Raw genomic sequence first — 14,337 nt, 5'->3', positions numbered from 1 at the left:
TATAGCGCACCGCGAGGAAAGCCAAGGAAAACCGCGAAAATGACTTTCAATCCCCCCAGCATCGACCAGGTCCTGGCCCTGCGCGTGAACGCCGGGCTGGACGCGCTTGCGCAGACTGAGCGCTTCGCTGCAGCCAGCCCCGATGTGGTGGAAGCTGTGGTCGAGGGCGCCGGGCAGTTCGCCGCCGGCGAATGGGCGCCGCTCAACCGAAAGGGGGATAGCGAAGGCGCGCGCCTGATCGACGGCAAGGTCGTGCTGCCCGATGGTTTTGCGCAGGCCTATGCCGATTTCGTCGAGGCCGGGTGGAATTCGATTTCCGCGCCGGAGGCGTTTGGCGGACAGGGCCTGCCGCAATCGCTGGCAGTTGCCGTGCTGGAATGCATGGGCACCGCCAACATGGCCTTCTCCCTGCTGCCGATGCTGACGGTGGGCGCGATCGAGGCGCTGATTTATCATGGCAGCGCGGCGCAGCAGGCAATGTACCTCGCCAAGATCGTCAGCGGCGAATGGTCAGGCACGATGAACCTGACCGAGCCGCAGGCCGGATCCGATGTCGGCGCGCTGCGCAGCACCGCGACGCCGATCGCCGAGGGCCCGCACGCCGGCAAGTACCGCGTCGCCGGGCAGAAGATCTTCATCACCTGGGGTGAGCACGATCTGGCGGAGAACATCGTCCACCTCGTCCTCGCCCGCACGCCGGGGGCACCGGCCGGATCGCGCGGGATCTCGCTGTTCCTCGTCCCGAAGTTCCACGTGGAACCAGATGGCTCGCTCGGCGCGCACAACGATCTGAAGGTCGTCAGCCTCGAACACAAGCTGGGCATCCACGCTTCGCCCACTTGCGTGATGAGCTATGGCGACAATGGCGAATGTATCGGCGAACTCGTCGGCGCGGAGAATGAAGGCCTGCGCTGCATGTTCACGATGATGAACAATGCCCGCATCAATGTCGGCGCGCAGGGCGTCCAGATCGCCGAGCGGGCGATGCAGCAGGCCATGGCCTACGCCAACGACCGTGTGCAGTCCGCCCGCGCGGGATCGCCCGACAAGAGCCCCGTCGCCATCGTTGAGCATCCCGACGTGCGCCGCACCCTGCTGCGCATGCGTGCGCTGACCGAGGGCGGCCGCGCCCTGCTCTACTACGCCACCGGCCAGCTCGACCGTGGCCACATCGGCAATGCCGAAGCGCAGCAGCGCGCCGAACTGCTGGTGCCGCTGGTGAAGGCCTGGTGCACCGACAGCGGCGTGGAAGTGGCCAGCCTGGGCATTCAGGTCCACGGCGGCATGGGCTTCATCGAGGAGACCGGCGCCGCGCAGCATTATCGCGACGCGCGCATCGCCCCGATCTACGAAGGCACCAACGGCATTCAGGCCGCCGACCTCGTGACTCGCAAGCTGGGTCTGGAACAGGGCGGCGTGCTCTTCGCGCTGATGGACGAGATCGCCGGGGCCGGCTCCCCGGCGCTGCGCGACCTCGCGCTGGGCTGCAAGGCCATGGGAGAACGCTTCCTGGCCGGATCGCTCGATGACCGACTGGCCGCCAGCGTGCCTTTCCTCGATGCCTGCGCCGTCGCGGTCGCCGGATGGCAGCTTGAGCGGCAAGTCTCTGCCCTGCCCTCTCTCGACGTCCCTCAGGCCTTTGCCAAGCGCAAGGCGGTGGTGGCGCGCTATTTTGCCGACCACATCGTGCCCGAAGCCATGGGCGCCCTCACGCAGGCCGGCAAAGGCGCCGCCCTGCTCTACGACCTCACCAGCGAGGAACTGACCGCGTGACCGAAAAGATCGAAGTCCTTACCCGTATCGCTTCCGCCCTCGAACGACTGGCCCCTCCCCCCGCCGCGCAAGTCGATTGGCTGGCGCACCCGGCCTATGTCTGGACCGGGACGGAAGCGCGCGCGGTAGCCACGCTGGAGGCGCCCAAGCTCGACATGCTGCGCGGCATCGACACGCAGAAGGAACGCGTGGTCACCAATGTCGAGCGCCTGGCCGCCGGCCATGCGGCGCATGACATGCTGCTGTGGGGATCGCGCGGCATGGGCAAGTCCGCCGTGATCCGTGCCTCGATCCGCGCTGCGCAGGACCTGCATCCGGGTCGCATCGCGCTGGTTCAGGTGGCGCAGGAGGCACTCCACGGCGTCACTGCGCTGTTCACGCTGCTGGGCAAGGTAGATCGCCAGTTCCTGGTCTACATCGACGATCTGGGCTTCGAGGAAGGCGATGGCACTGGCCCCCGCCTGCTGCGATCCTGGCTGGAAGGCGGCGTGGAGGCGCGCCCTGCCAATGTGCGTCTGGCGGTGACGTCCAACCGCCGCGCCATCGTCGGCCGCACCATGAGCGAGCAGGACGATCCCATCAACCCGCGCGACGTGATCGACGATCGTCTGGCCCTGGCCGACCGCTTCGGCCTCTCGATCGGCTATCACAACTGCGACCAGCCTTCGTATCTGACGATCATCCACGGCTATGCCGAGCAGTACGGGCTGGAGTTCGAGGAAAGCGACGCGCTGGAATGGTCGCGCCGCCGTGGCGCCCGCTCGGGCCGGGTGGCCTGGCAATATGTCACCGAACTGGCGGGACGCGCCGGCAAAGTGCTCTGAAAGTGAAACGGGGGGCTTTCGCCCCCCGTTTTCGTTCTGCGTGATGCCGCCGTCAGGGCAGCAGTGTGTCCGGACCCTTCTTGAAGCCCGCAACGGTATCTGCGGTAGGGGCCGTGGGATCCTTCAGCTCCGTCAGCGGCTTCATGTGCTCTGCCACCACCGGCTTGATCTCCGCCGCCGGCTTCGCGCCCGGCGCGTTGACGCGCCAGATCATCCCGCTCGTATCGTCGCTGACCAGCAGGCTGCCGGTCTTGTCGAACGCCAGCCAGGTCGGACGGCCACGGGTGTGCGAGGCATCCTTGAGGAAGCCCGAGAGCACCGGCACCGGCTTCACATTCTTCGGATTGCCATGCTCGTCGAAGGGCACGAATACGACGTCGTAGCCCACCGCCGGGCGGCGGTTCCACGAGCCGTGACGCGCGACGAAGGCACCATTGGCGAACTTGTCACCCATGACGATTCCACCATGCGCGAACACCATGCCCAGCACCGAGGCATGGGCACCCATCGCGTATTCGGGCTTGCGGGTATATTCCAGCATGTACGTTTCCATGGGCCACTGGACGCGATCGTCGAAGGTCGTCTTCCAGTAGATCCACGGCCAGCCATACTGGGCGCCTACGGGCACGTTGGTCAGGTAGTCCGGCACCAGGTCCGGGCCCAGCATGTCACGCTCCTGCACGGTCGCCCAAAGTTCGCCGGTGGAGGGATTCCAGCCCATGCCATTCGGGTTGCGCATGCCCGCCGCGAACTGGCGGTGGCGCGCGGTGGCAACGTCGATTTCCCAGATCGCCGCGCGGCCGGCTTCGGCCTCCATGCCGTTGTCGGCGATATTCGACGAGGAACCGACCGCAACATAGAGGTGCTGGCCGTCGTCGCTCATCAGCAGGTTGCGCATCCAGTGATTCCCGCCCGCGGGCAGGTCCATCATCTTGCGCAGCGGCTTGCCCTGCAGCTTGGTCTCACCGGGCTGGAACGCGAATTCCAGCACCGCGTCATGATTGGCGATGTAGAGCTTGCCGTCACGATAGGCCATGCCCGAAGGCGAATGCATGTCTTCGCTACGGAAGTCCGAGCGAACTTCGGCCTTGCCGTCACCGTCGGCATCGCGCAGCAGCACGATCTTGTTCGGCGAAGGCACATCGGCGCCGACGCGGCTGAACATCCAGCCCATCACCATGCCGGTGACGCCGCTGGGCTTGTTGCCGGCCGGGGCATTGGTTTCCGCCACCAGCACGTCGCCATTGGGCAGCGTCAGCATCGTGCGCGGGTGATCCAGCCTTTCGGCGAAGCGATTGACGGCAAAGCCCTGCGCCGCCGTGGGCGCCTCGCCCGGGGCCCAGCCCACCGTCTTCACCAGCTTCACGCTGGGAATGGTCTGCGGATCGGCTTCGACCAGCTTGGGGTCCTTGCCCGTCGTCGCATCGAGCGGCAGGTCGGACGTGTTGGAATACTGCGCCCAGGCAATCACCCCGACAATGGCCAGGATGATCAGCAGCAGGACGACGGCGACTTTGATGAGTATCGAGCGCATGGCGCAATGGATAAGCCCGAGGCGGCTAGGCGGCAACAGCGACTTGGAGTAACGGCTTTGGCATGTACGACTTCGCACCCAAGGGCGATACGCCCAAGCCCGAACTCTATGGTGAGCTTGTCGAGGCGGCGCAGGCACTGATCGCCGGCGAGCCCGATCCGGTCGCCAACATGTCCAACCTGGCGGCGCTGCTGTGGCAGTATCTGCCCGAGCTCAACTGGTCCGGCTTCTATCGCACCATCGAAGGCGAACTGGTGCTTGGCCCCTTCATCGGCAAGCCGGCCTGCATCCGCATCCCCTTCGGCCAGGGCGTCTGCGGCACGGCCGCGCAAAGCGGCGAGACTCAGGTCGTGCCCGACGTCCACGCCTTCCCCGGTCACATCGCGTGCGACGCGGCGAGCCGTTCGGAACTGGTGGTGCCGGTGCTGCGCGATGGTAAGGTGATCGCGGTGATCGACCTCGACAGCCCCCTGCCCGGCCGTTTCGACGATGAGGACGCCGCGGGAATCGAGCGCTTCGCCACCGCCGTCGCCAGATCGATCTGACGCCCGTCCATCGGGATTGAAATGCCATGCGGGGAGGCAGGCATCCCCGCAATTAAGCCCGTCGCGAACGCGGGGGCCCCGCTTCCTTCTTTCAAGCCCTCGTCCGGCCTACAAGGAAGCGGGATCCCCGCATGCGCGGGGATGACGAAGAGTTGATGAAACCGAACCCCGTCGCGGTGACGGCAGAATCCGTTAAATCGCGCCGCCGGTAAGCCGCTGGCAGACCAGATCGAGCTGATCCAGCGTGGCGTAGCGGATCGTCACCGTGCCCGACTTCGGATCGGCATCGGCGCTGATCTTCACCGGCATCCCCAGAAACTCTTCAAGGTGATTCTGCACCGCCGCGATATCGGCATCGTCCGACGTGCTGCGCGCGGCACGGGCGCGGCGTGGAACGACATCGCCGCGCAGCTTCTTGCGCACCAGCTTCTCGACATCGCGAACCGACATCTGCTTGCCGATGGCGGCTTCTGCGATTTCCTCGGCGTCGTCGCAACCGATCAGCGCACGGGCGTGGCCCATCGACAGGCTGCCGTTCTCCACCTTCGCGATCACGCCATCGGGCAGCGCCAGCAGGCGCTGGAAGTTGGCGATATGGCTGCGGCTCTTGTCGACCATGCGGGCGATCTCGGCCTGGGTCATGCCCTCGAACTCGGCGAGACGATTGTAGGCGCGGGCCTCTTCGATCGGGTTGAGATCTTCGCGCTGGAGGTTCTCGATCAACGCCAGCGCCATGACCTCACGCTCGGTAAGGTCGCGCACCAGCGCCGGAATTTCATGCAGCTGCGCCTTCTGCGCCGCACGCCAGCGGCGTTCGCCAGCCACCAGCTGATAGCCGCCACTGCTCATCGGGCGAACGATGATGGGCTGGATCACCCCACGATGCGCGATCGAGGCAGCCAGTTCCTCCAGCGCTTCCTCATCGAAGATGCGGCGCGGCTGATCCGGGTGCGGCGTGATGTCGGAGATGGCCAGCACGGCCAAGCCGCCACCGCCACGCAGCGGGGTGACATTGCCCTCGCCACCGGCCGGCAGCGGTTCCTCGCGGCGGGTCTCACCCAGCAATGCGCCCAATCCACGGCCGAGGCCCTTGGGCTTCTGCTTGGCGGCAGCGGGCTTCTCAGGCTGGGGTACGCTGATGCGGACAATCGAATCGTCGTTCATGCCGCTTTCCTCTTCTCGGGCAGTCGGGTGATAAGTTCGCGCGCCAATGCCATGTAGGCACGGCTACCGGCACAGGCGTGATCGTAGATCAGCGCCGGCACGCCATGGCTGGGCGCTTCGGAAAGGCGCACGTTGCGCGGAATGGTGGTTTCGAAGACCAGCTGGCCCAGGCACGATCGAACGTCTTCGGAAACCTGATCGGTCAGGCGGTTGCGGCGATCGAACATGGTCAGTGCGATGCCGATGATGCCCAGATCCGGGTTGAAGCGCTGCTGCACCCGCTCCACCGTCTGAAGCAGCTGGCTCAACCCTTCCAGCGCGAAGAATTCGCACTGCAACGGCACCAGCAGGGTGTCGGCAGCGGTCAACGCGTTCAGCGTCAGCAGGCCCAGCGAAGGCGGGCAATCGATCAGGCAGACATCATAACCGAAATCGCCCCGCAACGCGCTGCGCAGACGATGAGCGCGATCGTCGACGCTGACCAGCTCGACTTCGGCACCGGACAGGTCGACAGTGGCCGGCAGCAGATCGAGGCCGGGAATCCGCGTTGGCATCACGCAATCGACCACCGGTACGCGATCGACCAGCACGTCGTAGGACGAACTGTCGCGCTCGGTGGCGGCCACACCGATCCCGGTCGATGCATTGCCCTGCGGGTCCAGGTCGATCAGCAGCGTTTTCCAGCCGGTGGCGGCAAGCGCGGTCGCGATATTGATCGCGGTCGTGGTCTTTCCGACACCGCCCTTCTGGTTGGCAATCGCGATACGGATCACTTGGTCTTACCCTTCCCGCCGGCCAGCGTGCCGACAATGATGCCCGCTTGCGGATCCGTTAGGGACTGTTCCACGTGGAACACATGCCGCCACTTGCGAAGGTCATCCAATTCTTGCTGTGCAGACCGCCCTTTGGGCAACAGCCAGACCGTGTCGCTTGTGGAAAAACGCGAGGATAAGGTGAGGAGTTTTTCCAGCGGCGCAAAAGCGCGTGCGGAAATCACCCGCGCCTCACGTGTTTCTACCAGCTCCAGACGCTGCCCAAGCACCCGCGCCTGGTCCAGCCCCATCGCCATGCGCGCGCGGTCAAGCCATTCGATTCGGCGCGCGCGCGATTCGACCATCAACACTTCGCACTCGGGTCGAAGCGCCGCGATCACCAGACCGGGGAAGCCCGCGCCGGTGCCAAGGTCGATCCATGGTGAGGATGTTCCACGTGGAACATGGGGCAGCAATTGGGCGCTATCGACGATGTGGCGCAACCAGACCTGGTCCAGGCTGGCCGCCGAAACCAGATTCTGCCGGGTGTTCTCCTCCGCCAACATGCGGACCAGAATCTCCAGCCGCTCCTCGGCAGCCTGGTCGCACTCGGGCAGAGCGCGCAGCCAGTCGCGCGCTTCGTCTTCAGTGGAAATCACGCTGCTTCCTTGCGGGCATGGACAAGCAGCGCCGCCAGCGCCGCAGGGGTGATGCCGGGAATGCGACCCGCCGCCGCCAGAGTCTCTGGCCGGGCCTTGGTCAGTCGCTCGACCATCTCACGCGAGAGGCCGGGCGTTTCGGCATAAGGGAAATCTTCGGGCAAAGGCAGCGCCTCGCTGGCGCGCAGCTCGCGCAGCTCCCGCTCCTGCCGATCAAGATAGGGCGCGTAGGCGGCATCCTCGGCCAGTTCCTCGGCCAGATCGGCATCGGCCAGATGCGCGCTGGCGATCCAGGGCGAGAGGCCGGCAAGGTCCACACCCCCGAAACGCAACCATTCGCGGATCGGCAGGCGACCGGCATCGGCGCGAACCGGCAATCCGGCTTGTGCCATTTCGACCGAAGCCACCGGCACATCGAACGCGGCCTCAAGCTCGGCACGTGCTTCCAGACGCCGCGCGAACCATTCGCGCCGCGCCGCACCCACCGCACCCACTTCCAGCGCGAGCGGCGTGAGTCGGGTGGAGGCATTGTTGGCCCTCAGGCGCAGACGGTATTCGGCACGCGCGGTCAGCATGCGATAGGGCTCGCTCACGCCGTGCAGCGTAAGGTCGTCAATCATCACCGCCATGTAGCTGTTGGCCCGGTCGAGTGCCGCAGGCTCCCGACCCAGCACGGCCGCCGCCGCATGCATACCCGCGACCAGCCCCTGCGCCGCGGCTTCTTCGTAACCGGTGGTGCCGTTGATCTGCCCGGCACAATAGAGGCCCGCGATATCCCGCAGTTCCAGACTCGTCCGCAAGGCACGCGGATCGATGTGGTCGTATTCGACGGCATAGCCCGGCACGGCCATCTCTACCCGCTCCAGACCTTCCATCGTCCGTAGCATCGCCAGCTGAACGTCAGCCGGCAGCGAGGTGCTCACCCCGTTGGGATAGACCAGGGGATTGTTGAGTCCTTCCGGCTCAAGGAAGATCTGGTGCCCATCGCGATCGGCGAAGCGGTGAATCTTGTCCTCGATCGACGGGCAATAGCGCGGCCCTTGCGCACCGATGGCGCCGGTAAACAGCGGCGAGCGGTGGAGGTTCTCGCGAATCACATCGTGCGTGCGCGGGTTGGTGCGCGTGATCGCGCAGAACACTTGCGGCACCTGACGACGCTGGCCCATCGCCGATATCGTCCAGGGTTCGTTGTCGGTCGGCTGCTCGCGCAGGCGCGCCCAGTCGATGGTGCGACCATCCAGACGCGGCGGCGTGCCGGTCTTGAGGCGTGCCATCGGCAGATTGGCCTCACGCAATTGCGCGGCGAGCTTCTGGGCAGAGCTTTCGCCGATACGGCCGCCGACCATGCGCTCTTCGCCACGGAACAGCGTACCGCCAAGGAATGTTCCGGTGCAGAGCACGACGGCTTGCCCATCGAGACGGGTGCCATCGGCCAGATCCAGGCCGACCACCCTGCCCTGATCGATGACCAGTGCCGAGGCTTCACCCGCCACCAGAGTCAGGTCGCCCTGCTCTTTCAGCAGCCGGTGAATCGCCGCCTTGAACAGCTTGCGGTCCGCCTGGACGCGCGGGCCCTGTACGGCGCTGCCCTTCGATCGGTTGAGCATGCGATAGTGAATCGCCGCAGCATCGGCCGCACGGGCAATGAGGCCGTCAAAGGCATCCACCTCTCGCACGAGGTGCCCCTTGCCCAATCCGCCGATGGCGGGATTGCAGCTCATGGCGCCCACGGCATCAAGGTCGAAGCTGACAAGCGCGACCCGCGCGCCCATGCGGGCGGCAACGGAAGCCGCCTCGCAGCCGGCATGGCCGCCGCCGATCACGATCACGTCGAAGGAATGCATTCGCCGCGCTTACTCGAAACTGTGAATCGCGTCAAAGGTGTGTTCCACGTGGAACACCCTTTCCCGCACAAGTCACTTGCCGATACAGAACCGCCCGAACAGCGCGTCGAGCATGTCCTCGGTCGTGGCCCTTCCTATCAGCGCGTCGAAGGCCACCCGTGCCAGTCGCAAGGCCTCGGCAACGAGCAAGGGATCTCGCTCTCGACCGGCGGCGGCGATGGCCCGTTCGGCCTCCGCAACGAGCGCATGTTGACGCGCATTGAGAGCCGCCTCGCCCGGGCGCGGCATGGTATCGCGCGCGGTCTCCACAAGATCGCGGCGGAGCGCGTCCACCCCCTCGCCCGTCACTGCCGACACCCGATGGCGAGGGTCATCCTTCTGTTCCACGTGGAACACATCGGCTTGGGGTGCGATCTCCCAGGCCCCATCCGGCCCCTCTCCTTCCGGCCCCAGCCAGAGTACAAGGTCCGCCCGATCGAGCGCGTCGCGGGCACGGGCGATGCCGATCGCCTCGATCACGTCGCCAGTCTCATCGCGCAGCCCGGCAGTGTCACCGAACAGGAACGGCACCCCGCCAATGGCGACCGCGCGCGTCAACACATCGCGGGTTGTCCCGGCGAGCGGCGACGTGATCGCCGCCTCATCCTCGACCAGTGCATTGAACAGCGTGCTTTTCCCGGCGTTGGGCGGACCGGCCAAGACCACGCGATAGCCTTCGCGCAGCGCTTCGGCGCGAGGCCGCGAAAGCCATTCACCAAGCCCCTCGCGCAACTCGGACAGGCGCAGATGAAAGTCGGTCGGAAGGTCCGCCACGTCATCTTCATCACCGAAGTCCAGGACCGCCTCAACCGAGGCCGAGGCCGCCAGCACCCGATCGCGCCACTGCTCCACCTGACGCGAAAAGGCCCCGCCCGCCATGGCCAGGGCAGAACGACGCTGCAATTCAGTCTCGGCCGAAAGCAGGTCCGCCAGCCCCTCGGCCTCGGCCAGATCGATCTGGCCATTGGCGAAGGCGCGGCGGGTGAATTCGCCCGGAGTTGCGCGGCGCAACTTTGGCAGTCGGGCCAATTCGGTCTCGACCGCAGCCACCACCGCACGTCCGCCATGGAGATGGAACTCAGCCAGATCCTCTCCCGTCGCCGTCGCCGGTCCCGGGAACCACAGGACCAGCGCCTGATCGAGCACTGCACCGGCGCCATCGCGCAGAACCCGATAGCGGGCGTGACGCGGCGCGGGCAGCGAGCCGGTCAGCGCGACGAGCGCATCGCGCGCCTGCGGTCCACTCACGCGAACGATGGCGATGGCTGCCGGGGGCGCCCCGCTGGACAGGGCGAAGATCGTATCGGAAGATATCGGGCCAGAAGAGATCGGATCAGACATGGCCCCTCGCCTAGCCTGACCGGATCAGCGCGTGAAGGCTCAGTTGTCCTTCTTGGGCTTGCCGCCCTGCGGATTGAGCACGCCGCTCAGCGCCATGGCCGCACCGCTTTCCATCAGCTGCTGGAACAGCTTCAGCCCGAATTCGCCCATCGGCGCGACCTGCTTGGTCAGTTCCTGAAGCTGGTCCACGCTGCCCACGCCCTGCATCGCCTTGCTGAGCGCATCGACGTAGACTTCGTTGGCCTTGGTCACATCGGGCAGACCCAGGAAGCGTCGGGCCTCTTCGGGCGAGCATTCGACCTCGACATTGACCTTCATGACGGCCTCCCTCTTGGAATTTCTGCATCATAGCTGACACAGGGCGTTGGCAAAGTCCATCACCCGTGCCTAACTCGGCCAAACGGCCTGCAGGAGAGTCCCCCATGACGACGAACACCAACACCGAAATCCCCACGCTCGATCACGATGGCACGATTCCCGCTTATGTCGCCCGCCCGGAAGGCACCCCGCGCGGCGCGATCATCGTCCAGCAGGAAATCTTCGGCGTCGATGCCGGCATCCGCCAGAAGGCAGATAGCTGGGCGGCGCGCGGTTACCTTGCCGTCGCGCCCGACACCTTCTGGCGCCAGAAGCCGGGCATCGAACTGAGCCCCTATGTCGAGGCGGAATTCAAGGAAGCCGTCGGCCACATGATGGCGCACGACTTCGATCTGGGCATGCGCGATCTTGAGGCGGTGATTCACTGGATCCGCCGCGAGCAAGGCGTAGCCAAGGTTGGCCTCGTCGGATTCTGCATGGGCGGGCGCATTGCCTACATGGTGGCCGCGCGCACCGACATCGATGCTTCGGTCGGTTACTACGGCGTGATGATCGACCAGATGCTCAACGAGAAGCACGCGATCGCCCGTCCGCTAATGCTGCACATTCCCACCGCCGACCACTTCGTCGACGCTGCCGCGCAGAAGGCGATTCACGAAGGGCTGGACGATCACCCGCGCGTCACCCTCTGGGACTACGAGGGGCTGGACCACGGTTTCGCGGCAGAGATCGGCGAACGTCGCGACGAAGCCGGCGCCGAACTGGCCGATGGTCGAACCCAGGCGTTCTTCGCGGAGCACATCGGCTAAGTTCCGATGACCATAGCCCCGCGCTACGCCGTGCCGCTGGCAGTCGTCGCTCTGACGGCTGCCTGCTGGTTCACCCCCTCGTGGCGCTGGGCCTTGTGGCTCATGGTGCCGGTCCTGCTGCTGACCCTCTGGGACTTCGTGCAGGGCCGCCACGCGCTGAGACGCAACTACCCCCTCATCGCGCGCGTCCGCTGGTTGTTCGAAGACCTGCGCCCTTACCTGCGCGCCTATATCGTCGAGGGCGATCGCGAAGGTCGGCCCTTCACGGTGGAGGAGCGCAGCCTGGTCTATGCCCGCGCCAAGGGCGAGATCGATTCCCATCCGATGGGTACCGAACTGGACGTCTATTCGGACGAGTACGAATGGCTGGGCCACTCGATCGCCCCGAACGAGAAGGCGCCGAAAGACTGGCGCGTGAAGATCGGTGGCCGCGAATGCAGCAAGCCTTACGAAAGCGCCTTGCTCAATATCTCCGCCATGAGCTTCGGCTCGCTGTCCGCCAACGCGATCGAGGCGCTGAACAAGGGCGCGGCGATGGGCGGCTTCGCGCATGATACCGGCGAAGGATCGATCAGCCCCTACCACCGCACTTATGGCGGCGACCTGATCTGGGAACTGGGCAGCGGCTATTTCGGCTGCCGCCATCAGGACGGCACCTTCGACCCCGACCTCTTTGCCGAACAAGCGCAGAGCGATCAGGTCAAGATGGTGGAGATCAAGCTGAGCCAGGGCGCCAAGCCCGGCCACGGTGGCGTTCTGCCCGGCCCCAAGGTGACGAAGGAGATTGCCGAAACGCGCAAGGTGGAAGCGGGCAAGGACTGCCTCTCCCCCGCCGCGCATTCGGCCTTCTCCACGCCGATCGAACTGCTCGAATGGATCGTCCAACTGCGCGAACTGTCGGGCGGGAAGCCGGCCGGCATGAAGCTCTGCGTCGGCCAGCCGCATGAGGTCATGGCCATCGTGAAGGCCATGATCGAAACCGGAATCACCCCAGACTTCATCGTCGTCGATGGCGCCGAGGGTGGCACCGGCGCGGCGCCGCAGGAATTGACCGACAATGTCGGCATGCCGCTGCGCGAAGGGCTGATGCTGGTCCGCAATGCTCTGGTCGGCGCGAACCTGAAGGATCGGGTACGCATCGGCGCATCGGGCAAGGTTCATTCGGGTGCCGGCATGGCGCGCGCTTTCGCACTGGGGGCCGACTGGTGCAATGCCGCGCGCGCCTTCATGTTCTCGCTCGGTTGCGTGCAATCGATGAAGTGCCACACCGGCGAATGCCCGACCGGCGTGGCCACCCAGTCGTTCTGGCGCCAGCGCGGCCTGGTGGTGGAAGACAAGGCCGAACGCGTTGCCCGCTTCCAGAAGGAAACGCTGAAGGCCCTGCGCGAGATCGTCGTCTCCATGGGTTATGACAGTCCCTGGGATCTCAACCAGCACGACATGTACCAGCGGATAGACAGCGCCAAGGCCGGCCCGCTGGACGAAGTCTATCGTTTCCTGAAACCCGGCGAACTGCTCGCCGATCCCGACTCCACGCCCTATGTGCGCGCGTGGAAGGTTGCGCGGGCGGATACCTTCCGCCGCGTGTTCTGAAGGACCTGATGCCATGACCACCGGATATCGGATGATCGCCCGCCGCCACGGCGGCCCCGAAGTGATCGAGCGGGAAGACTTCACCGTCCCCGTCCCCGGTCCCGGCGAAATGGTGATCGAGACCGAGGCTGTCGGCCTCAACTTCATCGACACTTACTATCGCAAGGGCCTCTATCCCGATCCGCTGCCGATCAGCCTCGGCTCCGAAAGCGTCGGCCGGATCGTCGCGCTGGGCGATGGCGTATCCGATTTCGTGGTGGGAGAGCGCGTCGGCACCACCAGCGCCGGCGGGGCCTATGCCACGCATCGCTTGCTCAAGGCGGACAAGGCCATGCGCATCCCCGATGGCATCGCGCCCGAAATCGCCGCCGCCGTCATGCTGAAGGGCCTGACCGCTTGCTATCTGGCAGAGGACACCTTCCCGGCTACTGCCGGTCATGTCGCGCTGGTCCATTCGGCAGCCGGCGGAGTCGGCTCGCTGCTGGTGCCCTGGCTGCTCGACAAGGGGGTGACGGTGATCGCCCATTCCGGATCGGCCGAGAAGGCCGCGCGAGTTCCCGGCGAGCATTCGCTCTATTGCGATTTCAGTGACTTGCCGAAGAAGATTCGGGAAATCACCGGGGGCGCGATGTGCCATGTCGTCTACGACGGGGTCGGCGCCAATTCATGGTCCGCCTCGCTGGCCTCGCTGCGTCGGCGTGGGCTGATGGTGACCTATGGCAATGCCTCCGGCCCGGTGCCTGCGCTGCCCCCGCTCGATCTGATGCGGGCCGGCTCGCTCTATCTCACCCGTCCGACTCTGGCGGATTATGTCGCCACACCGGAAGAACTGGCGATCAGCGCGAAGAAGCTGTTCGACCGGATCGCCCATGGCGTGCTCAAACCCACGATCGGCCAGACATTCGCCCTTCAGGACGCCACTGAAGCGCATCGAGCGCTGGAATCGAGGGCGACCACCGGTTCCACGGTCCTGGTGCCGTAAGACCCGTTTACGGCCAGTTTTCCGTGCCCCATCACCTGCACTAACCCGTCATCCCCGCGAAGGCGGGGATCCCGCTTGTTCTTGCTATCGGGGCGCGAAGAAAGCCGGGGCCCCGCCTTCGCAGGGGCGACGACGAATATAACAGCAAGCACAGTGTGCG

13 protein-coding genes are annotated in these 14,337 nt (G+C 65.7%); 6 read left to right on the top strand and 7 right to left on the bottom strand.

Annotated features, from left to right (window positions below; all coding sequences use genetic code 11):
• Positions 1 to 39 precede the first annotated feature (39 nt).
• Positions 40 to 1,773 (top strand): acyl-CoA dehydrogenase, encoded by a 1,734-nt coding sequence (locus WBP06_RS15935; RefSeq protein ID WP_395329731.1) that lies wholly within the window; start codon positions 40 to 42, stop codon positions 1,771 to 1,773.
• A complete protein-coding gene (locus WBP06_RS15930) occupies positions 1,770 to 2,597 on the top strand; it encodes a DUF815 domain-containing protein (protein WP_395329729.1) in 828 nt (275 codons plus the stop codon). Before WBP06_RS15935 ends, WBP06_RS15930 begins: the two co-directional genes overlap by 4 nt.
• A gap of 52 nt (positions 2,598 to 2,649) precedes the next feature.
• On the opposite strand, the gene WBP06_RS15925 is transcribed toward WBP06_RS15930, so the two are convergent.
• Positions 2,650 to 4,131, bottom strand: coding sequence for a PQQ-dependent sugar dehydrogenase (locus WBP06_RS15925; protein WP_395329727.1), 1,482 nt, complete (start codon positions 4,129 to 4,131; stop codon positions 2,650 to 2,652).
• Positions 4,132 to 4,193: 62 nt separating this feature from the next.
• Between WBP06_RS15925 and WBP06_RS15920 the strand changes: the two genes are divergently transcribed.
• Complete coding sequence (locus WBP06_RS15920; RefSeq protein ID WP_395329725.1) at positions 4,194 to 4,676, top strand: GAF domain-containing protein; 483 nt, start codon at positions 4,194 to 4,196, stop codon at positions 4,674 to 4,676.
• A gap of 192 nt (positions 4,677 to 4,868) precedes the next feature.
• On the opposite strand, the gene WBP06_RS15915 is transcribed toward WBP06_RS15920, so the two are convergent.
• The 6 genes from WBP06_RS15915 to WBP06_RS15890 form a co-directional block, all read right to left on the bottom strand.
• A complete protein-coding gene (locus WBP06_RS15915) occupies positions 4,869 to 5,840 on the bottom strand; it encodes a ParB/RepB/Spo0J family partition protein (RefSeq protein WP_395329723.1) in 972 nt (323 codons plus the stop codon).
• Positions 5,837 to 6,613 carry a ParA family protein gene (locus tag WBP06_RS15910; protein WP_395329721.1) on the bottom strand — a complete coding sequence of 259 codons (777 nt, stop codon included), beginning with the start codon at positions 6,611 to 6,613 and terminating at the stop codon, positions 5,837 to 5,839. Before WBP06_RS15910 ends, WBP06_RS15915 begins: the two co-directional genes overlap by 4 nt.
• Complete coding sequence (gene rsmG / locus WBP06_RS15905; RefSeq protein ID WP_395329719.1) at positions 6,610 to 7,251, bottom strand: 16S rRNA (guanine(527)-N(7))-methyltransferase RsmG; 642 nt, start codon at positions 7,249 to 7,251, stop codon at positions 6,610 to 6,612. The genes WBP06_RS15910 and rsmG overlap by 4 nt, the downstream gene beginning before the upstream one ends.
• The gene (mnmG, locus tag WBP06_RS15900; protein WP_395329717.1) at positions 7,248 to 9,095 is read right to left on the bottom strand and encodes a tRNA uridine-5-carboxymethylaminomethyl(34) synthesis enzyme MnmG; all 1,848 of its coding nucleotides are present in this window, start codon (positions 9,093 to 9,095) and stop codon (positions 7,248 to 7,250) included. The genes rsmG and mnmG overlap by 4 nt, the downstream gene beginning before the upstream one ends.
• 72 nt (positions 9,096 to 9,167) lie before the next feature.
• A complete protein-coding gene (gene mnmE / locus WBP06_RS15895) occupies positions 9,168 to 10,475 on the bottom strand; it encodes a tRNA uridine-5-carboxymethylaminomethyl(34) synthesis GTPase MnmE (protein ID WP_395329715.1) in 1,308 nt (435 codons plus the stop codon).
• A 39-nt stretch (positions 10,476 to 10,514) separates the two neighbouring features.
• Positions 10,515 to 10,793: a DUF6489 family protein gene (locus tag WBP06_RS15890; protein WP_142636605.1), complete on the bottom strand. Its 279-nt coding sequence runs from the start codon at positions 10,791 to 10,793 to the stop codon at positions 10,515 to 10,517.
• 104 nt (positions 10,794 to 10,897) lie between these two features.
• On the opposite strand from WBP06_RS15890, the gene WBP06_RS15885 reads away from it, so the two are divergent.
• Genes WBP06_RS15885 through WBP06_RS15875 form a run of 3 tightly spaced genes read left to right on the top strand, consistent with a single transcriptional unit; the run spans position 10,898 to position 14,177 of the window.
• The gene (locus WBP06_RS15885) at positions 10,898 to 11,602 is read left to right on the top strand and encodes a dienelactone hydrolase family protein (protein ID WP_395329713.1); all 705 of its coding nucleotides are present in this window, start codon (positions 10,898 to 10,900) and stop codon (positions 11,600 to 11,602) included.
• 6 nt (positions 11,603 to 11,608) lie between these two features.
• Positions 11,609 to 13,195, top strand: coding sequence for an FMN-binding glutamate synthase family protein (locus WBP06_RS15880; RefSeq protein ID WP_395329711.1), 1,587 nt, complete (start codon positions 11,609 to 11,611; stop codon positions 13,193 to 13,195).
• 13 nt (positions 13,196 to 13,208) lie between these two features.
• Complete coding sequence (locus WBP06_RS15875) at positions 13,209 to 14,177, top strand: quinone oxidoreductase family protein (RefSeq protein WP_395329709.1); 969 nt, start codon at positions 13,209 to 13,211, stop codon at positions 14,175 to 14,177.
• Positions 14,178 to 14,337: the final 160 nt, after the last annotated feature.

Source organism: Novosphingobium mississippiense, assembly GCF_044029535.1.
GTDB lineage: Bacteria > Pseudomonadota > Alphaproteobacteria > Sphingomonadales > Sphingomonadaceae > Novosphingobium.
Note: the sequence above shows the minus strand (reverse complement) of the source record. Positions and strands in the feature narration are given on the sequence as shown.

Bases quoted from the DNA above. Each gene is read 5' to 3' on its own strand.
- WBP06_RS15885 (WP_395329713.1), top strand. From the start codon at position 10,898: ATGACGACGAACACCAACACCGAAATCCCCACGCTCGATCACGATGGC.
- mnmG (WP_395329717.1), bottom strand. From the start codon at position 9,095: ATGCATTCCTTCGACGTGATCGTGATCGGCGGCGGCCATGCCGGCTGC.
- WBP06_RS15935 (WP_395329731.1), top strand. From the start codon at position 40: ATGACTTTCAATCCCCCCAGCATCGACCAGGTCCTGGCCCTGCGCGTG.
- WBP06_RS15915 (WP_395329723.1), bottom strand. From the start codon at position 5,840: ATGAACGACGATTCGATTGTCCGCATCAGCGTACCCCAGCCTGAGAAG.
- mnmE (WP_395329715.1), bottom strand. From the start codon at position 10,475: ATGTCTGATCCGATCTCTTCTGGCCCGATATCTTCCGATACGATCTTC.
- WBP06_RS15920 (WP_395329725.1), top strand. From the start codon at position 4,194: ATGTACGACTTCGCACCCAAGGGCGATACGCCCAAGCCCGAACTCTAT.
- WBP06_RS15890 (WP_142636605.1), bottom strand. From the start codon at position 10,793: ATGAAGGTCAATGTCGAGGTCGAATGCTCGCCCGAAGAGGCCCGACGC.
- WBP06_RS15875 (WP_395329709.1), top strand. From the start codon at position 13,209: ATGACCACCGGATATCGGATGATCGCCCGCCGCCACGGCGGCCCCGAA.
- WBP06_RS15925 (WP_395329727.1), bottom strand. From the start codon at position 4,131: ATGCGCTCGATACTCATCAAAGTCGCCGTCGTCCTGCTGCTGATCATC.
- WBP06_RS15880 (WP_395329711.1), top strand. From the start codon at position 11,609: ATGACCATAGCCCCGCGCTACGCCGTGCCGCTGGCAGTCGTCGCTCTG.